18 protein-coding genes are annotated in these 21,010 nt (G+C 39.0%); 13 read left to right on the top strand and 5 right to left on the bottom strand.

All coding sequences use genetic code 11. The annotated features are described in order from the left end of the window. The first annotated feature begins 75 nt into the window (after window positions 1-75). The 4 genes from aceK (at window position 76) to H5088_RS10655 (ending at window position 4,083) form a co-directional block, all read left to right on the top strand. Window positions 76-1,794 (top strand): bifunctional isocitrate dehydrogenase kinase/phosphatase, encoded by a 1,719-nt coding sequence (gene aceK, locus H5088_RS10640; protein ID WP_182752833.1) that lies wholly within the window; start codon window positions 76-78, stop codon window positions 1,792-1,794. 19 nt (window positions 1,795-1,813) lie between these two features. Continuing rightward, window positions 1,814-2,752, top strand: a complete 939-nt coding sequence (locus tag H5088_RS10645) for a LysR family transcriptional regulator (protein ID WP_002961484.1) — start codon at window positions 1,814-1,816, stop codon at window positions 2,750-2,752. Window positions 2,753-2,929: 177 nt separating this feature from the next. Further along, window positions 2,930-3,373: a PA2169 family four-helix-bundle protein gene (locus tag H5088_RS10650; protein ID WP_002961486.1), complete on the top strand. Its 444-nt coding sequence runs from the start codon at window positions 2,930-2,932 to the stop codon at window positions 3,371-3,373. Window positions 3,374-3,687: 314 nt separating this feature from the next. Next, entirely contained in the window at window positions 3,688-4,083 is a 396-nt protein-coding gene (locus H5088_RS10655) for a biopolymer transporter ExbD (protein ID WP_182725166.1), read from the top strand. A gap of 73 nt (window positions 4,084-4,156) precedes the next feature. On the opposite strand, the gene H5088_RS10660 is transcribed toward H5088_RS10655, so the two are convergent. From H5088_RS10660 to H5088_RS10670, 3 genes are read right to left on the bottom strand one after another with little or no spacing between them, the layout of a single operon-like run. Next, on the bottom strand, window positions 4,157-7,192 hold the full coding sequence (locus H5088_RS10660; RefSeq protein WP_182695105.1) for a TonB-dependent siderophore receptor: 3,036 nt from the start codon (window positions 7,190-7,192) through the stop codon (window positions 4,157-4,159). 9 nt (window positions 7,193-7,201) lie between these two features. Further along, entirely contained in the window at window positions 7,202-8,281 is a 1,080-nt protein-coding gene (locus tag H5088_RS10665) for a FecR family protein (protein WP_024603563.1), read from the bottom strand. Further along, window positions 8,278-8,844 carry an RNA polymerase sigma factor gene (locus H5088_RS10670; protein ID WP_024597233.1) on the bottom strand — a complete coding sequence of 189 codons (567 nt, stop codon included), beginning with the start codon at window positions 8,842-8,844 and terminating at the stop codon, window positions 8,278-8,280. Before H5088_RS10670 ends, H5088_RS10665 begins: the two co-directional genes overlap by 4 nt. A gap of 273 nt (window positions 8,845-9,117) precedes the next feature. On the opposite strand from H5088_RS10670, the gene H5088_RS10675 reads away from it, so the two are divergent. Continuing rightward, window positions 9,118-9,633, top strand: a complete 516-nt coding sequence (locus tag H5088_RS10675) for a DUF2937 family protein (RefSeq protein ID WP_165723945.1) — start codon at window positions 9,118-9,120, stop codon at window positions 9,631-9,633. Here H5088_RS10675 and H5088_RS10680 read toward each other — a convergent pair. Then, window positions 9,613-10,500, bottom strand: coding sequence for a LysR family transcriptional regulator (locus tag H5088_RS10680; RefSeq protein ID WP_165723944.1), 888 nt, complete (start codon window positions 10,498-10,500; stop codon window positions 9,613-9,615). The genes H5088_RS10675 and H5088_RS10680 overlap by 21 nt on opposite strands. 122 nt (window positions 10,501-10,622) lie before the next feature. On the opposite strand from H5088_RS10680, the gene H5088_RS10685 reads away from it, so the two are divergent. The 8 genes from H5088_RS10685 to H5088_RS10720 all read left to right on the top strand — a co-directional run bounded on the left by H5088_RS10685 (window position 10,623) and on the right by H5088_RS10720 (window position 19,515). Continuing rightward, a complete protein-coding gene (locus tag H5088_RS10685) occupies window positions 10,623-11,273 on the top strand; it encodes a peroxiredoxin-like family protein (RefSeq protein WP_182752834.1) in 651 nt (216 codons plus the stop codon). Further along, window positions 11,273-12,040 carry a haloacid dehalogenase type II gene (locus H5088_RS10690; protein ID WP_182725170.1) on the top strand — a complete coding sequence of 256 codons (768 nt, stop codon included), beginning with the start codon at window positions 11,273-11,275 and terminating at the stop codon, window positions 12,038-12,040. The genes H5088_RS10685 and H5088_RS10690 overlap by 1 nt, the downstream gene beginning before the upstream one ends. Window positions 12,041-12,260: 220 nt before the next feature. Continuing rightward, window positions 12,261-12,869, top strand: coding sequence for a PilZ domain-containing protein (locus tag H5088_RS10695; protein WP_002961502.1), 609 nt, complete (start codon window positions 12,261-12,263; stop codon window positions 12,867-12,869). Window positions 12,870-12,926: 57 nt separating this feature from the next. Then, window positions 12,927-13,982, top strand: coding sequence for an agmatine/peptidylarginine deiminase (locus tag H5088_RS10700; RefSeq protein ID WP_182752835.1), 1,056 nt, complete (start codon window positions 12,927-12,929; stop codon window positions 13,980-13,982). Beyond that, a complete protein-coding gene (locus H5088_RS10705) occupies window positions 13,979-14,872 on the top strand; it encodes a carbon-nitrogen hydrolase (RefSeq protein WP_024597239.1) in 894 nt (297 codons plus the stop codon). The genes H5088_RS10700 and H5088_RS10705 overlap by 4 nt, the downstream gene beginning before the upstream one ends. 59 nt (window positions 14,873-14,931) lie before the next feature. Then, on the top strand, window positions 14,932-18,405 hold the full coding sequence (gene mfd, locus H5088_RS10710; protein ID WP_165723940.1) for a transcription-repair coupling factor: 3,474 nt from the start codon (window positions 14,932-14,934) through the stop codon (window positions 18,403-18,405). Further along, entirely contained in the window at window positions 18,405-19,241 is an 837-nt protein-coding gene (locus H5088_RS10715) for a peptidoglycan binding protein CsiV (protein ID WP_182752836.1), read from the top strand. The genes mfd and H5088_RS10715 overlap by 1 nt, the downstream gene beginning before the upstream one ends. 19 nt (window positions 19,242-19,260) lie before the next feature. Further along, a complete protein-coding gene (locus tag H5088_RS10720; RefSeq protein ID WP_024597375.1) occupies window positions 19,261-19,515 on the top strand; it encodes a lipoprotein in 255 nt (84 codons plus the stop codon). 54 nt (window positions 19,516-19,569) lie between these two features. Here the strand turns inward: H5088_RS10720 and H5088_RS10725 are convergent, their stop codons facing one another. Further along, window positions 19,570-20,922 (bottom strand): hypothetical protein, encoded by a 1,353-nt coding sequence (locus H5088_RS10725; RefSeq protein WP_024597376.1) that lies wholly within the window; start codon window positions 20,920-20,922, stop codon window positions 19,570-19,572. Between the last annotated feature and the right edge of the window lie 88 nt (window positions 20,923-21,010).

The following is a 21,010-nucleotide window of genomic DNA, read 5'->3' on the forward strand; positions in this document are numbered from 1 at the left end:
TCTTGGTTTTAAACTTAAAATAACATACCCTTAACACAATAGAGTATAAACTCTAGGGACTTTTAAGGAGTGCAAATGCAACCTCGCCATATTGCTGAATTAATTTTAACGGGTTTTAAAAGGCACTATCAGTTATTTCAAAAAACAACAGCCAAAGCCCCTCTTGCCTTTGCAAAAAAAGATTGGCAAGCAATTAATGATATCAGCCGTTTGCGTATCAGCTATTATGATGATCGTGTTAACGAAACCACGCAAGCGCTAAAAAAAGAAACCCCAACCGAACAACTCGATGAAAGCCTATGGCTTGAAGTTAAAAAGATATACCAGCATTTTTTATGTTTTCATCCCCAAGCAGAGCTCGCCGAAACTTTTTATAACTCTGTATTTTGCCGGCTGTACCATAGGCGCTATTTTCATAATGACTTTATATTTGTAGAAGCAACCTTAAAAGATGCTCCTTCAGTGCCTGTAGAAGCAGAATATAGAACTTACTTTCCTGTAGTTGATGGCCTCAAACCAACAATAAAACGCATTATTAATCATTTTGATTTTAAAGCCCCATTTGTAAATTTAGAGCGTGATATCCGCCTCCTTGTTAAAGCTTTTTATAAACAAGCCCCCGATACACATCACCAACCTTGGCAAATGCGCTTTGATATTTTACACACACCTTTTTATCGTAATAAAGCAGCCTATATTGTTGGTCGTGTTGTTTCAAAAAGTGGGGTTCAGCCCTTTATAATCGCTGTATTACACGATGAAGATAACGGATTATATTTAGATGCACTTTTAACTAAGTCATCTCAAATGCGTGTTATTTTTGGCTTTGCCCGCGCCTACTTTATGGTAGAGACTCACGCACCTTCAGCACTTGTTCGGTTTTTAAATCAACTTATGCCAAACAAAACACTTGCTGAGCTCTATAACGCAGTGGGTTTTCATAAGCAGGGTAAAACTGAGTTTTACCGAGAGTTTTTAAATCATTTATCTCACTCTAGTGATGAGTTTACAATTGCACCGGGGACTCCCGGTATGGTGATGATGGTATTTACCCTCCCCTCATTTGGCTATGTTTTTAAAATAATAAAAGACAAATTTGGTGAGAGTAAACCCTTTGGCCGTGATACCGTATTAAAGCGTTATCAACTGGTAAAAAACCATGATCGCGTTGGCAGAATGGCCGATACCATAGAGTATTCTAACGTCGTATTTCCTTTAGCGCGTTTTGATAGTAATTTACTTGCGCAATTACATAAAACAATTGGCTCATCAATGGTAATTGAGGGCGATTGGTTGATCATCAAGCACTTGTATATTGAACGGCGAATGACACCTCTTAACTTGTTTTTAGAAAATGCTGATGAAGAAAGTGCTGCCGACGCGATTGAAGAATATGGGCAAGCCCTAAAAGAAATGATTGCTGTTAATATATTTCCTGGTGATATGCTATTAAAAAACTTTGGTGTAAGTAAGCACAAACGTATTATTTTTTACGATTACGATGAAGTCCAATATCTAACCGATATGAACTTTAGATCATTACCAAAAGCAAAGAGCTATGACGACTATTTAATGGATGAACAAAGTTACTCTGTTGCACCACAGGATGTATTTCCTGAGCAACTTTGTACATTTGTAATGCCAAACCCTATGTATAAAAAGTTTTTACTCAGCACTCATCCTGAGCTTATAGATGTTAGCTTTTGGAAGCACGCACAACAAAATATAAAAAATGGTCAGGTAAGTCATATTTACCCATACCCGACAGCACAGCGCTTTATTCACCACTGGTAAGCGCTAAAGGACACACACAATGAATATAAGTAAAATAGATTTAAATTTACTCGTTTACCTCGATACATTGCTTCGAGAATGCAACGTAACACGCGCTGCTAATCAATTGAGTATAACGCAACCTGCAATGAGTAATGGCCTTAAACGTCTTCGTAACTTATTTAACGACCCTATTTTAGTTCGTACCAGCGATGGTATGGTGCCTACCGAGCGTGCTTTGGAGTTACAACCCGTTATTCGTGGCATATTAATGACGCTTGAAGAAACTCTAGCACCTAATCGAGAATTTGAGGCAAGCCAAAGTAAGCGTGTGTTTAGAATAATGGCCAGTGATTACGCTGCAAGTACATTAGCACCAAAGCTTTTAAGTAAATTGCACGAAGAAGCCCCTGATACTACTTTAGATATACTCACACCAAGTGATGTCACCTTTCATGATGTAGAAAACGGTAAAGTAGATATGGCAATCAACCGTTTTGAAAACTTACCTCAGTCTTTTCATCATAAACGTATTTGGAAAGATAGTTTTTGCTGCTTAGTAAAAGCCGATAATCCTATAATTGAAAACTTTAGTCTCGACAGCTATTTAAAAGCGCGCCATATATGGGTAAGCAAAACAGGTTTTGGTGTAGGTGTAGGCATGGACCCTAAAGATGTGCAAAAACTTGGCTGGGTTGACGAAGCACTTGCTCACTTTGGTAAGCATCGTAATATTGCCACTTTTACGCGTAACTACCATGTAGCTATTCATTTAGCTAAAGAGAAAAATTTGATTGCGACCCTTCCTTCAAAAGCCGCAAATATATATTTAGATGATCCGGGGCTTAAAATTTTAGAGCCACCATTTCCAATTCCCCCTTTTGAGCTTGATATGATTTGGAGTCCACTGTTACATCGCGATGCGAGTCACATTTGGTTACGTCAAAAAGTAGCTGAAGTAGCTGAAGAGCTAAAATAACTTTATTACACAATATAATGTAAAAATTGCTAGGTTAATTTTTTGCCTGTTAACTTAGCATCCTACTGAAACAAAATTAAACCAATAAAATCAAATAACTACATAACTATTAAAACGTGGAACATACATTGCTGTTATTAAATTGAACTATACATTCATTTAATTAAAGAGGTCATTATGAACACCCATCAAGGATCAGAAGTAAATCATATTACTGACATCATTCAAGTTATGAACAGCGGTATCGATTTTTATCAAAAAGCACAGGAAAAAGTTGAAGACCCTGCTATTGGTGCACTTTTTCAGCGTATGATAGATGCCCGAAAAGTGAGTGTTGAGCGCTTGCAGCCATATGCAATTAATGAAAAAGGCGAACGCGAAGATGGCTCATCTTTCGCGGTTGAAGCACGACGTGCGTACACAGCCCTATTGACTACTTTCACCTCACACAACGACAGCACGTATGTAAAAGAGCTTGAAGAGGTAGAAGATAAAACCCTTGAAGAAATTAAAGCAGCAATGGATAAACCGCAACCAGCTGACTGCGAAGCTGCACTGGCTAAAACATTATTAACAATGCAAAGCTGCCATGCAGAAATGAGCCGTATGCAAAAGCATTAAGCTGACATAGCGCATAACTAGAACCCAGCCTCGAGCTGGGTTTTTTATTGCCTCTAATACCAATCTACATAGTTTTTTAAGCAATTTAACAAATTGCATTACATTATAACGATGCTAAATAGACCCCATATATAAGCAGAACGGTATTAACACCGCCTTATTTCACCACATTTTAAATACATAATTAGTACAAATATTTAATGTTATTAGAATATTTATTTAACCACGCTTTATTTTTGCTGTGCTAATTTTGTTAATAGGTACCTAAAACCTTGCTGTGGCGCCGCAGCATTTAATTAAAAATAAGGTCCAATATGAAAAGCAAACTAACCAAACTGCAAAATGATGCTGATGTAGATATGACCCCGATGTTAGACATAGTGTTCATATTACTAATTTTCTTTATTGTAACTACATCTTTTGTAAAACCTGTGGCTATTGAATTAAACCGACCACTCGACAGCCCTCAAATAGATAAGCCTGTTAAAAATGCTTTATTTAGAATTGATGAAAGTAACGGAGTATATTTTTCTGGGAGGTTAATTGATTTAGAGCAAGTTGCGACTAATTTAGCTATGTTCGCGGCTGAATATGAAATAAGTTCGGTACTTATAACTGCAGACGAAAACAGTACACATAATACTTTAATGAATGTAATGAATAATATTAAGCAATACGATGATTATCCAATAAGTTTGATTTCTAAATAAAATCAGCCCAAGTTAAAACCAAAAAAAGGGCCTTACGGCCCTTTGAGTTAAATAACAAAAGGGAGGTTATTAATTAAAAACGGTATTCTGCACCTACGTAGTAGTAAGCACCGTTAAATCCAAATGGAGCCGAACGACGTGAGTAGTCAAACACACCTGAGCTACTTATTACTGTGTTGCCACTAGCATCCACAATAGTACCTGAGCGAGAGTTACCTATTTCATTTTTATCTGGGTAAACATCGAACAAGTTATTTGCACCAATATTTACTGATAAATCTTCAGTAACGAAGTAGTTAACTTTAACGTCAGTTAAAATTTCTGCGCCATACGTTTGACGACCGCCATCTTCTACTGTGTATTCACCAAAACGATTAAGTGACAGGTTAACAGTCCAATCATCACGTTGATAAAGCGCACTTAAGTTAATACGGTCCTCTGGTTGCCACTCTTCTATAATAGAGATGTCTTCAGCTGAGAATATATCTTCTACTTTTACTGTCTCAAGGCTTGAGCCAGCAGGAGAAAATAACGATACAACATCTGTTTTGGTAAAGTTAGCTGCAAGTGTAAAATCAAGCGTGCCGCCTAAACCTTCAGTGTTCCACGTTGCTACAAAATCAACACCACGAGTTTCTGTATCAGCACCATTTAAGAAAAACTGCCCTACGCCAGCACCTGCACTATTTAGTGCTGCATCAAGGCTTGTAGATAACCCTTTACCTAAGCGATCACTAATTACAATACGGTCGTCAATATCAATCGAGTAGTAATCAACGGTTACATTAATATTATCGGTAACGTTATACACAATACCTAAACTACGGTTTTGTGATTTTTCTTCTTTAAGTTTTGGAATACCTAAACTTTGCGCAAGTGTTGAATCATTTCTAAATGTACCAACTTCTTCTGCAACTAAATTCCCATTAGTATCAACAACAAATTGTGTGCTTACGTTATTAAAGTAAAGCTGCTGCATTGAAGGCGCTCTAAATCCTGAGCTTAATGCACCACGTAATGAAATATCGTCGGTAATAGACCAGTTACCAGCAAGTTTAAAGTTTACTGTATCGCCAAAACCTTTGTAGTTATCGTAGCGAAGTGCTCCAGATAAAATCACATCTTCAATTACATAAGATTCTGCATCTACGTAAAATGAAATTACATCACGTGACTCATCCACTGAAGACGCAGGTGATGAACCACCAAAACCTTGTGAACCACCCGATGCATCTTCAGAGCCAACACCGCCACTTAAACCGCTGTAAATACTTACACCATTTAATGTGTCGTAATCGCGGTACGCATATTCATTACCTTCTAAAATACGGTATTCGTCAGTACGTATTTCAGCACCCATCGCTAACGAATAATCATCAAAGTTTTGTGTAAAATCAATATTGATTGTTTGCAGTGATAATTCCATGCCGTAAGCGTACGCTTCACGTGGAATAGTTGTACGAATATCAGCTGCACTTAAGCCTTGGTCATAACGTAAAAAGTTAGCGTATGAGGCATTGATAGTGTCACTTGTAGTGTAATCAATGCTGTTCTCACCATAGGTGTAAGATAAATCAAGGCTTGCATCGTTATCAAATTCAGTTTTATAACCAAAGTTGTACGAGATATCATCGATAGTTGTGTTGATTTTTGGTAAGAAACCTAGCGGAATCGTCGCATCGTTATCTTGTAGTACTGGGTTACCACCTGCATTTGCATTATGACGGAAAAATGCAGCCGACTCATTTTCACGTGTTGAGTAAGTAATAAAGCCGTAAAGCTCGCCATCACCTAACTCGTAACCGGTATTAATTGTTAAACCAAACTGCTGAGAGTCAGCATCACCAATTCTAAAGGTATCACGATCGGCTGTCAGCTCACGCGGATCGCCAGCAAGTAAAGTGCCGTCACTTAGTTCTGTACAACCATAAAACTGACAAGAGCCATGTAAACCGGCACGGTTAGTCGGTGCACGGTCACGGTAATTGATAGTTGTATTTAAATAACCGTCATCACCTAGCGCAAAGCCTTTATTAAAATCAAGGTTAATGGTTTCGCCATCGCCTTCAGAATATTGACCGTAGTTAATAGCCGCTTTACCACCTTCGCTACCATCTTTGAGCACAATATTAATAACACCTGCAATTGCATCAGAACCATACTGAGCAGCAGCGCCATCACGTAATACTTCAATGCGTTTAATTGCAGAAGCTGGAATTGCATTCATGTCAGTACCTGCGGTACCACGCCCAACAGAGCCATTAATATGAATAATACTTGCTTGATGACGACGTTTGCCGTTAATTAACACCAATGTTTGATCGGGGCCCAAACCGCGAAGTGTCGCAGGTCTTAAAGCATCAGTACCGTCACTAATTGCAGAGCTTGAAAAGTTAAATGAAGGGGCGATAGACTGTAGCATACGACCAACTTCTGTTTGGCCTGTATTTTCAAGCGCTTCTGCACTTAAGATATCTACTGGAACGGGTAAATCTTCAACTGAACGTCCTGCTACACGGCTACCGACAATAGCAATTTTTTCAATTTTTTCTTGAGCGACTTCTTCTGCTGCGTTTACACCTTGCGAATTTACTGCAAGTAAAGCTGGTAATACTGCTGCACTGACCGCTGAAAGCTTCATCATGTTGTTATCATTCCTGTTGATTTGTTTGAGTTTTATACTCAGTAAACCATTTTGATCAACAACCGCATCGAGCTCAGTCCCACCTAATAATGCCTCTAGAGCATCTAGCTGAGTGTAAAATCCATAAACTGAATTTGCGTCATACTGCTTTGCCAACTCATAAGAAAACACCACGGTTTGCTCTGTTTGTTTAGCATATTCAATTAAGGCTTTGTCTGCTCGCTGCGCTTTTATATCAAATTGCACCATTTGCCCAGTGGTTTGTGTTGCTGCTTGTACACTTAAACTAAAAATAGCCGGTGCAAGCACACTAAATCCACTCAATAAATGCGTTTGGTTACTGCGCAACTTATATAAACAGCTGACAAACAAAAATCCTCTATGGGTTTGTTTCTTTTTTTTAATGTTTTTTTTACGTTCAATCTTTATTGATGTAACTTTACCTAACATTAGTTTGATTTGCATAACGTCTACTTATGATTCTGTATGGTGTTTTAGCGTTACTACATGCTCACCTAAACGCTCATGATCAATCGAAAAGTTAGTTTGTAAACTTTCTAGTAAACCTTCAACGTCACCGGCTTTAAATACTCCAGCGACTTTAATACTGGCAAGCTCAGCTGATGAAAGCTCAAAACGTGTGGCTGTATAGCGGCTTACTTCATTTAAAGCATCGCTTAGCTCTTCTCCATTAAAAATAAGCATCCCGTTTTGCCATGCCAAATCGCGTTGTACGTCGTTCATTGAAAGCTGCGTAATTGGTTTTGTAACACTTTGCTCAATAACTGCTTTTTCGCCTGAGGTAACAATATTGGCATTAATTTGACGAATTTTTTTCGTGCTATTATCTGCAAGTTGATAATCTTTAAAGTCATTTGCATCAACCGCTACACTTGGATCGGTGATCATCACTTTGCCTTCAGTAACCACCAGTTCTAAATCTGATGAAGTATTGCGTTGTACATTAAATACCGTGCCTAACGCGGTAAAACTTTTATCACCAGCCATAACACTAAACGGACGCGTGGCATCTTTTGCTACATTAAAGCGCCCTTCTCCACGACTAAGTAATAACTGCCTGCGGCCTTTACTATAAGCAACTTCTAGTAAGCTATTAGTATTAAGCTGCACTATGGTGCCGTCTGGCAATACATACGTTGCTTGCTCGCCTACTTTTGTTTTGTAAATTTTAGTGTAATTAACTTTAGCAAGCTCTTGGTTGTAGCCATTTTCTAAGTTAATTAATAAGTAGCTGCATACCATTAACGCTGCAAACAAACTCGCTGCAATTGAGTAAGAAAACATCCACTTGTTTTTTGATGTTTTAGTATTGTTGCGCTGAGGAAATAAATGACTTAATTCGTTTAATACTGAAAGCTCATCCCAAAGCTGAGCAAGCTCGTATATAGAGTCTTGATGTGCGGTGCTTTGCATCATCCATAATTTAAATTGCTCTTTTTCATCATCAGTTAAACCACGATCAATCGCGCTTATCCAATCACATGACTTTTCTAAGATTAAATCTTTTGAATTAAATTGATGAACATTACTCATTCTGCGACCCTCTTAACTGATATAGGATGTGCTTGAGCTTTAAGGTTCGTTTGAGGGCTTTGCTCATGTTCACGCATGTATAACATGGTTTGTAACAATCCTTTGGCAATGTGTTTTTCAACAGTGCTTTGGCTTAACTGCATTTGGTCTGCTATCTCTTTTTGGCTCATACCGTAAACTTTTTTTAATATAAAGCATTTACGAATCGATGAGCTTAGTTGCTCAGTAGCTCTACAAAAAAGTAAAAAACGCTCTTTAGATGTGTATTCGTCTTCGAGCTTCATTGATTTGAGTAATACGGGCAATTCGTTATCGTTTTCTAACGAATCATTAAATTTATTGTCCCACTTAGCTATATGGTTGAGTGCTAGATGTTTTGCTGTTTTTAGCATATAACTGCGGGTAAACTGGATGTCTTGTTTTAAATCAGCTTCATAGCTTTTTACAAAAGTTTCTTGCACAATGTCTTCTACATCGTCGGGTTGAACAATGCGCGATACAAAACGTTTGAGCTGTTTAGAAATATCAACAAATGTTGACGTGAACTTTACTTTTTTCGTCATCCTTAACATCCACCTGTTGTTATTTTTATTATTAGGGCGTGTTGGCCTTTCGTGGTTGAATTTGCAGCAGTACGTTTGGTATTTAGGCAAGGCAGAGCCTATGTAGTGTGGTTACTCCCCATAAATAAGTGATAACGCAGCATAAATGCCAAACATGCGCTGCCCTTTGGGTTCAATCCACAAAGGTTAACACGCCCCAATAGATTACGAGTTTTTGACATAAAAACAAGCTCAAATGTTAATTCTGGGTTATTTAAATGCATAGGAAGATAAATGAGTAAACTTTTAGATTATATACGACTTAGTTTCTTTGCATTCGGTTTACTACTTGGAGTGCAAATACCTGCATTTGTAAGTGACTTTGGCCAAGCATTATCAGCCCAGTTAATTGAAGCTAATAATGCCGTTGCGCCTTTTAAAAGCGATGCAGCTAAGTATTTCAATAATGATTTAACTAAGCTAATAAAACACTATCAAAATATTGATGATGAAATTGTGAACAAAGGGGCAAGTAATATCAGTACTCTTTACGAGCGACAGCAAGATTTACAGATAGCCGTAAATAGGTTTGAGAAATCTCCGTATATATTTACTATGATCAGTGGCATGAGCGATATAAAGCAACAAGTATGGCAACGCTTTGAAGGTCAAATCATTTTGAAAAAAGACTCTATTATAGCCGCCATTGTTGCAGCCATAATTGTTGCCTTGCTTGCAGAGCTTACTGGTTATTTGTTTTTAATTGGAGTAAAACGCTCATTTAAACGCTTATTCGCAGCTCAAAAATAGTGATTTCATAAAATCATAAAATACATCGGTTTTGCGGGTTGTTAAACTATTTTGCGGACGTAAAAACCAAACCGGTGCATCATCTTGTGCCATTACCCCTGGCATAACTTCAACCAAAATACCGTTTTTAAGATCTTCATTAATCGCTATTTTTGATTTAATAGCAATACCATGACCTGCAATAGCAGCTTGTGTCATATTATCGGAGTTTGAAATAGTAAAACGGGTTTTAGCATTAAAGGTATGTATTTTTTTGTGTTCGTCATAAAGCTTTAACTGGCGTTGCCACGGCAGGCAAACCCAATAATGCTCACTCAATTGCGTTAAATTTTCAGGCATGCCGTACTTTTCTATATAGCTAGGGGCTGCACAAAGTATGCGACTATTGTTTACGATTTTACGAGAAAGTAATCCTGAGTCATTTAACTTTCCCACCCTAATTGCAACATCTTGCGCGTCATCAACTACATTTACAAAATGATCCGTTATTAAAAAATCAAGCTTTAGTTCAGGGTAAGCTTGCTCAAACTCATTGAGTTTAGGCATTACGTATTTTGAAAAAACCCAAGGCGGCATGGTCACGCGTAGTAAACCACTCACCGATGAGCTACGCGCGCCAATACTATGTTCAGCATCGTGTAGAGCTTCTATTATAGCCCCCACACGCGTATAAAATATTTCACCTGCGGGAGATAACCGTACTCGCCTGCTATCTCTAAAAACAAGTACTGTAGCAAGCTCACGCTCTAGTTTACTTAAGCGATGGCTCACCGTTGCAGGCGATAAACGCTGCTCGCGGGCAGCAGCAAGCACGCCCTTATTTTCAACTACAGCTATAAATGTTTCTAGGTCGCTTAAATTATACATAAAGATGCCATTGTGCACTTTTCAATGTTTAATATTTTCGAATGAAGCTTTCAGTATTGCAATGTTTATTTAAATATATAAAACACTATAATTGCAAATAGTCTAATTATTGAGGTTCAATCATGAGTTTAAAAGCGCAAATAGATGCCTATAACGTACAAAAGGATGCCAAATTGCCAGCTGACGTTTTGGCACTAATGAACACTACAAACGAAGAGCTAATTGCACAGCATATTAAAGACAATGCATTGCAAATTGGTCAAAAAGTAGAAAACTTTAGCTTAGCCAACCATAACGGCGAAAACATTGAGCTTGCAGATTTACTAAAAAAAGGCCCGGTAATTATTAGCTTTTATCGTGGTGGCTGGTGTCCATATTGTAATTTAGAACTAAAAGCACTTAACGACTACTTACCACAATTTAAAACTCAAAGTGCTCAGTTAATCGCAATATCACCACAACTACCTGATGAAACTCTCTCAACTGCACAAAAAAACGACCTTGAATTTGACGTGCTTTGCGATGTGAGCAATAAAGTAGCTGAGCAATTTGGTTTATTGTTTACACTTGATGAGCGTATTCAAGCGTTATATACACAATTTGGTATTGATTTTGAACACTACTACGGCGATAAAAGCTTTAAATTACCGCTACCGGCCACCTATGTGATAAACCAAAAAGGTGTTATTACATACGCATTTTTAAGCGAAGATTACACCCTACGCGCAGAACCTATTGATGTTATGACAGCACTTGAATCGGAGAATAATTAATGTCTATTTTAAAATCGTTAAAAACACTTACTCTTTCACTACTTGTGGGCACAAGCCTTGTATCTGGTTATGCAGTCGCTGATGAACCAAATGAACAAGCAAAACCTAAAGTGCTTATTTTTGATGTAAACGAAACCCTACTTGATTTAACGTCAATGCGTACCTCTATTGGTAAAGCGCTAGGCGGACGTGAAGATTTATTACCACTGTGGTTTTCAACCATGCTGCATCATTCATTAGTAGATACAGTAAGCGGTAGTTATCACGACTTTGGGCAAATCGGTGTGGCGTCACTTCTTATGGTTGCTCAAAACAACAACATTGATATTACAAGTGAACAAGCTAAAACAGCTATTGTTACGCCTCTTTTAACGCTTCCTCCACACAGCGATGTTAAAGAAGGACTGGCAAAACTCAAAGCACAGGGCTATAAGTTAGTAAGCCTTACAAACTCTTCAAACAAAGGTGTAAAGGCACAGTTTGAAAGCGCTGGTTTAATGTCTTACTTTGATGCGCGTTACAGCATTGAAGATATTAAAATTTACAAACCAGACTTACGTGCGTATGAGTGGGTACTTAAAAAGCTAAACGTAGCACCAAATGAAGCAATGATGGTTGCAGCCCATGGTTGGGATGTTGCTGGTGCAAAAGAAGCTGGCTTACAAACCACTTTTATAGCACGCCCAGGTAAAGCACTTTACCCATTAGCTAAAAAACCAGATCACGTTGTGAAAGATTTACATGAATTAGCCGCTCTACTTAAATAAGTACACGCTGATGAATCAATACCCAAGCGGCCAATGTTAGGATGACATTGGCCGCTTTTTTATAACTAACCCTAAATATGTCTTAGTGTATTTATTTTCATAATCAGTATGCTAAAAATCGAATTTAAACAAAGCATTTAGACCGCTATGCGTTATTTTATCTGCTAGCAATTTAGTACTCACAACGCTACTATTAAATAAATACGTGGTGGAGAACATAATGAATAGTGAAAGATTAGGTGAGTTTGAGCAGTACTTTCAAATTAATGAAAGTATAAGAGTAAATTTATTCCCCGTATCAAACGGACAAGTTCCTAAATCGCAGCTTGAGCTTGAAGACGACATTCCCCCACTATTTAGATTAGCAAATGAAGTAAGTGAGCTTGAACAAAGCTCGTTACGCCCACTGCGTAACTTAGGCGATATAGCACAAGAGCTAGCTACTTTTTTACAAGCGCAGTCACGTAAAATAGATTTAATAATGAGCCATATTTTGGCCTCAGAACAAGCCCAAGATAACGCAATACAATGTGATAGCTACGGCGGTGGCGGTATTCGTTTTACATCACCTGAAGTACACTCAATTGGCCAAGCATTTAGAACCAAACTGTTTTTGCACCACGAGGCCTCTGCGGTTTATTGTTACACCGAAGTTGTGGCAGTAGAAAAACAAGATAGCGAACACTACCAATACACTATGCTCTTTACCGCAATTAGAACCACTGACCAAGAACTTATTGTTAGAGCGAGTTTACATGCTCAAACCCGCCAACTTAAAAAACGTCAAGAACTTGATCAAAACCAAGGCGACCTAAACAGTGATAATTAGCTGACATCTTTATGTAAAATGCTAAACTAGCGCCATCTTAATTAGTATATAAAATTCATGAACTTTAGACTTTTACCAGAATGGGCCGAGCAAGACGCTGTTATGCTTACATGGCCTCACAAAGACACCGATTGGGCCGACAACTTAACGCGTGTAGAACCTGTATATATTGAACTTGCTAAACACATAACAACGCAGCAACAGCTTGTTATTGTGGCGCATAACAGTGCCTTAAAAGTGCATATTACAGCATTACTAAATAGTGCTAACGTCTCTCTTAATCGTGTTCATTTTGTAGTAACGCCTACTAACGATACCTGGGCGCGCGATCATGGTCCGCTTACTTGCGCCGCTATTGATTCAACAGAACCATTAAAAGTATATGATTTTACTTTTAATGGTTGGGGCAATAAGTTTGAAAGCACATTAGACAATCAAATTAATCGTACTTTGGTAAAAGAGCTAAGTAGCACAAACAACCAATATCAAGCGCTCGATATGGTACTTGAAGGTGGCGGTATTGAAATAAACGAGCACGGTGTGTTGCTAACAACCAGTGAGTGTTTGCTTAATAAAAACCGTAACCCTGATTTAAACCCAAATGATATTGAAGCACTTTTGAAAGAGCACTTAGGCGCGACGAGTTTTTTATGGGTTGAACATGGCTATTTAGCGGGCGATGACACCGACAGCCACATTGATACCTTAGTGCGTTTTGCACCAAATAATACCCTTGTATATGTGCAGTGTGACGATAAAACTGATGAGCATTTTAGCGCACTTGATGCGATGGAAAAACAACTAAAAACCTTTAAAACTGCCGATAACACCCCATATAACTTAATTGAGTTACCGTGGCCAAAAGCCGCTTATGACGGTGAGCAAACACGCTTACCGGCTACCTACGCTAACTACTTAATTATTAATAATGCTGTGCTTGTGCCAACGTATAATGATGCCAATGATGAACGTGCTCTTGCACAAGTTCAAAAAGCATACCCACAACACACTATTATTGGCGTAAATTGCCAACCAATTATTGAACAATTTGGCAGCCTGCACTGTATTACAATGCAATTACCTCGTGGATTTTTAGCTGGAGCAGCACAATGACAAGCCCTGCAAAATTAACCGTTGCGTTAGTGCAACAAAGCAATACCGATAACGCAAAGGACAATATGGCAAAATCAATAAGTGCCATTCGTGAAGCCGCTCAAAAAGGTGCAAAACTGGTTGTACTCCAAGAGCTACACCGAAGCCTCTATTTTTGCCAAACCGAAAATGTTGACGTATTTGATTTAGCCGAAACCATTCCAGGCCCTAGCAGTAATGCCTTAGGTGAGCTTGCTAAAGAGCTAAGCATTGTTATTGTCGCGTCTTTATTTGAAAAACGCGCTACGGGCCTTTATCACAATACTGCAGTTGTATTAGAGCAAGACGGCAGTATTGCAGGTAAATACCGCAAAATGCATATTCCTGATGATCCAGGTTTTTACGAAAAATTTTACTTTACCCCAGGTGATATCGGTTTTGAGCCTATTCAAACCTCGGTGGGTAAATTAGGCGTGCTAGTATGTTGGGATCAATGGTTTCCTGAAGCTGCACGTTTGATGGCAATGGCTGGCGCTGAGGTATTAATTTACCCAACCGCTATCGGTTGGGATCCTAACGACGACATTGCTGAGCAAACTCGTCAAAAAGATGCGTGGGTTATTAGCCAGCGTGCCCATGCTGTTGCCAATGGCGTGCCGGTAATTAGCTGTAACCGCGTTGGCCATGAAAGTGACCCTAGTGCGCAAAGCGATGGTATTTCGTTTTGGGGCAATTCGTTTATTGCAGGCCCACAAGGTGAACTATTAGCAGAGGCTAATAATACTGATGAGCAAATTTTAGTAGTAGAAATTGATCAAAAACGCTCAGAAAACGTAAGACGTATTTGGCCTTTCTTACGTGATAGACGAATTGATCACTATAAAGACCTAACAAAAATATACCGAGACTAAGTAACCTTAACTCAAGATGGCTCTTACTTGCTAAGAGCCAACTATAAATGGAGTAATAAATGGCGTTTGAGCAATGGGCAGCCTTGCCTTGGGTAAAATCTCATAAAGATAAAATTCAATGGGGCCAGCTAAGCGGAAGTGGTTTAAGTATTGCTATTGCTGAAGGCGTTAAACAACAAGATAACTTAGTCTTAATTGTTACGCCTGATACACCAAGTGCACTGCGCCTTGAAACAGAATTAGAATATTTATTACCCGATAACCCAGTCATGGTATTTCCTGATTGGGAAACTCTGCCATACGATCATTTTTCTCCCCATCAAGATATTATTTCAGCCCGTTTGGCCACTTTAAACACCTTAAAAAAAGAACAACAAAGTGTGTTAATTGTGCCTGTATCTACTTTAATGTTGCGCACAGCCCCGGCCTCATTTATTTACGGTTCAACAATAAACTTTAAAGTAGGCGACAAACTAGACACTCATAACTTTCGTGACAATTTAGAGCAAGCCGGTTATTTAAATGTTCAACAAGTAATGGAGCACGGCGAATACGCTATACGCGGCTCTATCGTTGACTTATACCCAATGGGTAGCCCGCACCCATTTAGACTCGACTTTTTTGATAACGAACTCGATACCATTCGCTTATTTGATGTAGAAACACAGCGCTCTGATGAAAAAGTAGATAAAATTGAGCTACTTCCAGCGCATGAATTTCCTACTAACGACGCTGATATTGAACGCTTTAGAATAAGCTACCGTGAAAAATTTGGCGCAAGCTCGCAGCAAGATTCAGTATACATGCAAGTAAGCAAAGGTAACTGGCCTGCAGGTATTGAATACTACATGCCGTTGTTTTTTGAAAAGCTCGCGACTATTTTTGACTACCTGCCAGATACAACAACCGTTATGCAGCTGGGTGATTTAGAGCATGCGGCAGATAACTTTTGGCACGATGTAAATGTACGCTATGAAAACCGCAGAGTTGACCCACTTCGTCCATTACTTGAACCCAATGCGCTTTATCAGCCAATTGAAGAGCTGTTTTCTAATTTAGGCAATTTTGCACGTATTAGATTATCCCTTGCAAAGCTTGGCACTAAAGCAGGTAATAAAAACTTAAGCGTTAGCGAGCTGCCGGCCATTCGTATTGATCATAAACAGCATGAACCTTATGGCGCGTTTATAAATTATGTAGCAGAGCAAAAAAAGAAAAAAGGCCGCATATTACTCAGTGTTGAATCGGACGGTCGTCGCGAATCATTGCTGAGCATTTTAAAACCAAGCGGTTTAAAATTTAAAGAATTTGAAACACTCGAACAATTTATAAAAAGTGCAAGTGACGTAGGCTTAATAGTAAGTCCGCTCGAGCAAAGTGTAGTACTTGGCACTAAACCAAGCCTTTCTATTATTACCGAGCAAGAACTGCTTGGCATAAAAGTATCTCAGCGCAGACGCCGCAAGCACAAGTACGAAGCCAGCCAAGATGCGCTAATTCGTAATTTAGCCGAGCTTAAAGAAGGTCAACCTGTTGTGCATCTTGATCACGGTGTTGGCCGTTATCAGGGGTTGCAAACAATTGATGCTGCAGGTGTAGTTACTGAATTTGTAACAATTACTTACGCAAGTGAAGCTAAATTGTACGTGCCAGTATCTGCATTGCATATGCTTAGTCGTTACTCTGGCGGTGAAGAAGCCAGCGCCCCGCTGCATAAGCTTGGCTCAGATGCGTGGGAAAAAGCAAAAAAACGTGCGGCTGAAAAAGTTCGCGATGTAGCCGCAGAATTACTCGACATTTATGCTCAGCGCCAAGCAAAACCTGGTAATAAATTTACCCTAGACGCCCCTGCATATCGTCAATTTAGCGATAGCTTTCCGTTTGAAGAAACTGACGATCAGCGCAACGCCATAGAAGCCGTATTAGGTGATATGCAATCAAAACAAGCGATGGATCGTTTAGTGTGTGGTGACGTAGGCTTTGGTAAAACAGAAGTGGCCATGCGCGCTGCTTTTGTAGCAGTTAACGATGATAAGCAGGTAGCTATTTTAGTGCCCACCACCTTGCTCGCTCAACAACACTATGAAAACTTTAAAGACCGTTTTGCTGATTTTCCTATTGAAGTAGGTGTGCTTTCGCGCTTTAACTCCACTAAAGAGCAAAAAGACACACTTGAAAAAATGGCCAATGGTAAGCTCGATATAGTTATTGGCACACATAAACTTATTCAACAAGACATTAAATTTAACGATTTAGGCTTGTTAATTGTTGATGAAGAGCATCGCTTTGGTGTTCGCCAAAAAGAGAAAATTAAAGCACTGCGCGCCGATGTAGACATACTCACACTGACTGCAACGCCAATACCTCGTACACTCAACATGGCCATGAGCGGCATGCGCGATTTATCGATAATCGCAACGCCACCGGCTAAACGTTTAGCGGTAAAAACCTTTGTACGCCAACGCGATGTAGAACTAATACGCGAAGCGGTACTGCGAGAAATTAAACGCGGTGGCCAAGTTTACTTTTTACATAACAACGTAGAAACTATCGAGCGTGTTGCACAAGAAATTAGTGAATGGGTACCTGAAGCCAGTGTGACAACAGCCCATGGCCAAATGCGCGAGCAAGAGCTTGAGCAAATAATGACTGACTTTTATCATCAAAAATACAACGTGCTGGTATGTACCACGATTATAGAAACCGGTATTGATGTGCCTACGGCTAATACCATTATCATGGACAGAGCAGATAAACTCGGCCTTGCCCAGTTACACCAATTACGTGGACGAGTTGGTCGAAGCCACCATCAAGCGTATGCCTATTTACTAACAGGTGACCCTAAAGCCCTTTCTAAAGATGCGAGTAAACGCTTACAAGCAATTGAATCATTAGAGGACTTAGGTGCAGGTTTTGCCCTCGCTACACACGACTTAGAAATTCGTGGTGCGGGTGAGCTACTTGGCGATGATCAATCAGGCCAAATGCAAACCATCGGCTTTAGTTTGTATATGGAAATGCTCGAACAAGCCGTAAATGCGCTGCGCGAGGGTAAAGAGCCAACGCTTGAAAACCTACTTCAAAAACAAACCGAAGTAGATTTAAAGCTGGCTGCATTATTACCTGATGACTACATACACGATGTTAATGCACGCTTGGGTATGTATAAGCGAATTGCAAGTTGTGCTAACCTTGATGATATGGATGAACTACAGGTGGAACTAATAGACCGCTTTGGTTTACTACCTGATGCTGCTAAAAACCTATTCAGCCTACAATTATTAAAAATGAAAGCTAGTAGTTTAGGTATAACTAAAATTGAGGCAAACCCAAAAGGTGGTTACTTTGAGTTTAGCCAAGATACCAAGGTTAACCCTAGCTTCATCATTGGCTTGATACAAAGTGCACCTAAGGTGTACAAAATGGATGGCGCAAATAAACTGCGCTTTGCAATTAGTGAGGCAAATGCCCGCGAACGCTTAAAAATGGTCACTGCAATGATTGCAGATTTCGAAAAAAAGGTTAGCCATTAATGTTGCTAAAAAAATCGCTTATTGTTTTATGCTGCTTATTTAGCAGCACTGCACTTGCAGAACGCTGGTTTGAGGTTGAGGTGCTTGTATTTAAACAGCGCCCTGCCCCGTATTTACAAGAAGACTTTAGCCTTAAGCACAAAGCTATTGAAGATAAAAATACGCTAGACTTACTGACCCCTCTTTACACTGAACAAGCAATGCAGGCCTGCATAGATGGCGATGAGCGTTTTCAAAAACGCACTTTTACTGATTCATTAGTTAATTCAAACCCGCAATCAGGTGTATGTGACAACAGTATTGACTACCTACAAAGCTACGATGAGCTACCTGTAACGCCTTTAGCACCCGCTAAAGATGATATGCAGCAAACCTATTTATTAGCGCCGCAACAGCTGCAATTTAAAGCGCAATATAGGCAACTAGACCGCAAAGGCTTAACACCTATTCTACATACTGGCTGGCGCTTTGAAGGTGCAAGCAAGTCACGCGCCCCAAGCATGCATTTAATAGCGGGTAAGCATCTTAAAAATGAACCCAATGTAACACCTAGCTATTCAAACCCTGATTTTGTAAGTTTATTAAATTCACAACCGGCACTATTTAACGACCCAGATCAACCAAAAGCAGAGTGGGAACTAGACGGTTTATTTAAAATACATTTACGACATTATTTATACATTACAGCTAATTTTGATATTAGCCAAAAGCTAGAAAACGGCGATATAGAGTCAGCCCGTTTTTCTCAGTTTAGACGTGTAATTAGTGGTGAAGTACATTACTTTGACCATCCACGAATGGGCATGATTGTCCAGATCAGAAAATTCAAACATTAATATTAAGTAGGATATAACAATGAAAAAACTCCTTATCATCGCAGCTACATTAAGCCTTGCGGCTTGTTCTAAGGTAAGTCTTGAAAATTATGAAAAAATTAAAGTAGGCATGGATAAGACTGAAGTTGAAACTATTTTAGGCAGTGCTGATAACTGTGTTGAAAAGACACTACATACTAACTGTGTATGGGGCGATGAAGCAAAAAATATCGAGATCACGCTAGTATCAGACAAAGTAACTTTATATAGCAAACATGGCTTAGCTAATAAATAAAGTGACCAAATATTAGGGGCTTATTGTATCAGCCCCTTTTAAAATTAATTAAACTCATTTTTTGGAGTAGATAAGCTCAATATTAACGATTTTACTGCGATTTAACGTTATTTTATAGCGTTGATAAAGTGTTTTATCTTCCTCAGTTAGAACAAGTACCATGTTTAATTGATAACGCCTTTCTACAGCCTGCTTAGAAATTTTATTACTGTCTAAATGATATAGCTTCCCTTCACCACGTTTTAAATAACGTGCAAATGGTGCAAGATTAAATTGTAGCGTGTGCTGTAGTGTATCGTAGCCGGGCAAAAATTCTTTCGCACTAACACGTGTCTCACTTGCAAAGTGTAACCACTGCGCAGCTTGTTTATTTTGTTGGCGACGTTTTGAAAAAATAGATTTCACTTCTTTAGGTATTTTTTTAAAGCGCATGTATTCAAGCCAAATTAACTGACTCGCTACTTTGTCTTTGGTAATACTATTTTTAAAACTAAATCGCCACTTAGGTCGCCCTTGTACAATGGCTCGCCAAATCATACGTGTAATATCCTCTTTAAATATTTCACGTAGCCCGTAAATAACACCTAAAATTAAAATAAGCGTCGCGGTGACTTCCGTAAACGTTGAGCGAGCATTGAGTATTACAACCATCACAAATGCCATGATAACGGCTGTAACAGTGCCTTTAACTAATCGCTTAAGGTAGCTGTTAAGAAACCGCGTTTGACGCTGTAATATTACGCCGTGCTCAATTAAGCGTTGTAACAAGCGCATTTTATTTGTTATTCGATTTGCGTCTTGCATGGTTGTTTCAGAGTTGTAGCTTTTCTCTGCTCGATACGTATTTTCGCTTTTACAAAACTGCAGTAAATCGTTACGCTCTTTTGCATAATCGCTACTACGTGGGCCTTCATCTAAAAGCTTTAAAAAAGATTGCTCAACATGCCAACTTAAATAGTTATCAGCATTGGTAAAAAACGGCAGTAGTTTTTCGTCATCTGGTGTGTAGCGACGCAGCTTTTTTAAAAGCCCTTCGCTTTGCTCATATACCTCGTTAGCCCGTTTATAAAAGTCTTCGGCTTCATCAATTTTTAACGCGTCTTTTATATCGGCATCAAGGGCTAAACGTACTTGGTAACAAAATAAATTAAGATTTTGCCGGTAATCTTGTTGCTCACCTTTGTTTTTACTAACAAAACGACTTCGCACTAAAGGCAAGTGTATATTGTTAGCGTTATACGCTAAGTGCGATTTAAAGTGGTTATTAAAGTAAGATTCTTCGGTAAGTGTTTGCGGATTGATCCCCATTTCATTAGGGATAGAAAAATACAGATCTATGCGCTGTTCAGAACGAGGAGTTAGTTCTGGTTCAATGACAAAAGATAAGTTTTCATCTTGTTTTAACAATCAGTTCTCCTTCTAAGATATCGTTTTAGTGTACTTGTCTCCTTTATTTTGTTCAATAAAAAAGGCTCAGTAAATACTGAGCCTTAAT

Origin of the sequence: Pseudoalteromonas sp. SR43-3 (assembly GCF_014163875.1) — a bacterium.
GTDB classification, from domain to species: domain Bacteria; phylum Pseudomonadota; class Gammaproteobacteria; order Enterobacterales; family Alteromonadaceae; genus Pseudoalteromonas; species Pseudoalteromonas distincta.

Excerpts from the sequence above, each read along its gene's own strand:
- H5088_RS10695 (WP_002961502.1), top strand. The coding sequence starts at position 12,261 with ATGAATAGTGAAAGATTAGGTGAGTTTGAGCAGTACTTTCAAATTAAT.
- mfd (WP_165723940.1), top strand. The coding sequence starts at position 14,932 with ATGGCGTTTGAGCAATGGGCAGCCTTGCCTTGGGTAAAATCTCATAAA.
- H5088_RS10690 (WP_182725170.1), top strand. The coding sequence starts at position 11,273 with ATGTCTATTTTAAAATCGTTAAAAACACTTACTCTTTCACTACTTGTG.
- H5088_RS10670 (WP_024597233.1), bottom strand. The coding sequence starts at position 8,844 with ATGACGAAAAAAGTAAAGTTCACGTCAACATTTGTTGATATTTCTAAA.
- H5088_RS10665 (WP_024603563.1), bottom strand. The coding sequence starts at position 8,281 with ATGAGTAATGTTCATCAATTTAATTCAAAAGATTTAATCTTAGAAAAG.
- H5088_RS10705 (WP_024597239.1), top strand. The coding sequence starts at position 13,979 with ATGACAAGCCCTGCAAAATTAACCGTTGCGTTAGTGCAACAAAGCAAT.
- H5088_RS10660 (WP_182695105.1), bottom strand. The coding sequence starts at position 7,192 with ATGCAAATCAAACTAATGTTAGGTAAAGTTACATCAATAAAGATTGAA.
- H5088_RS10680 (WP_165723944.1), bottom strand. The coding sequence starts at position 10,500 with ATGTATAATTTAAGCGACCTAGAAACATTTATAGCTGTAGTTGAAAAT.
- H5088_RS10645 (WP_002961484.1), top strand. The coding sequence starts at position 1,814 with ATGAATATAAGTAAAATAGATTTAAATTTACTCGTTTACCTCGATACA.
- aceK (WP_182752833.1), top strand. The coding sequence starts at position 76 with ATGCAACCTCGCCATATTGCTGAATTAATTTTAACGGGTTTTAAAAGG.
- H5088_RS10675 (WP_165723945.1), top strand. The coding sequence starts at position 9,118 with ATGAGTAAACTTTTAGATTATATACGACTTAGTTTCTTTGCATTCGGT.
- H5088_RS10685 (WP_182752834.1), top strand. The coding sequence starts at position 10,623 with ATGAGTTTAAAAGCGCAAATAGATGCCTATAACGTACAAAAGGATGCC.
- H5088_RS10650 (WP_002961486.1), top strand. The coding sequence starts at position 2,930 with ATGAACACCCATCAAGGATCAGAAGTAAATCATATTACTGACATCATT.
- H5088_RS10720 (WP_024597375.1), top strand. The coding sequence starts at position 19,261 with ATGAAAAAACTCCTTATCATCGCAGCTACATTAAGCCTTGCGGCTTGT.
- H5088_RS10700 (WP_182752835.1), top strand. The coding sequence starts at position 12,927 with ATGAACTTTAGACTTTTACCAGAATGGGCCGAGCAAGACGCTGTTATG.
- H5088_RS10715 (WP_182752836.1), top strand. The coding sequence starts at position 18,405 with ATGTTGCTAAAAAAATCGCTTATTGTTTTATGCTGCTTATTTAGCAGC.
- H5088_RS10655 (WP_182725166.1), top strand. The coding sequence starts at position 3,688 with ATGAAAAGCAAACTAACCAAACTGCAAAATGATGCTGATGTAGATATG.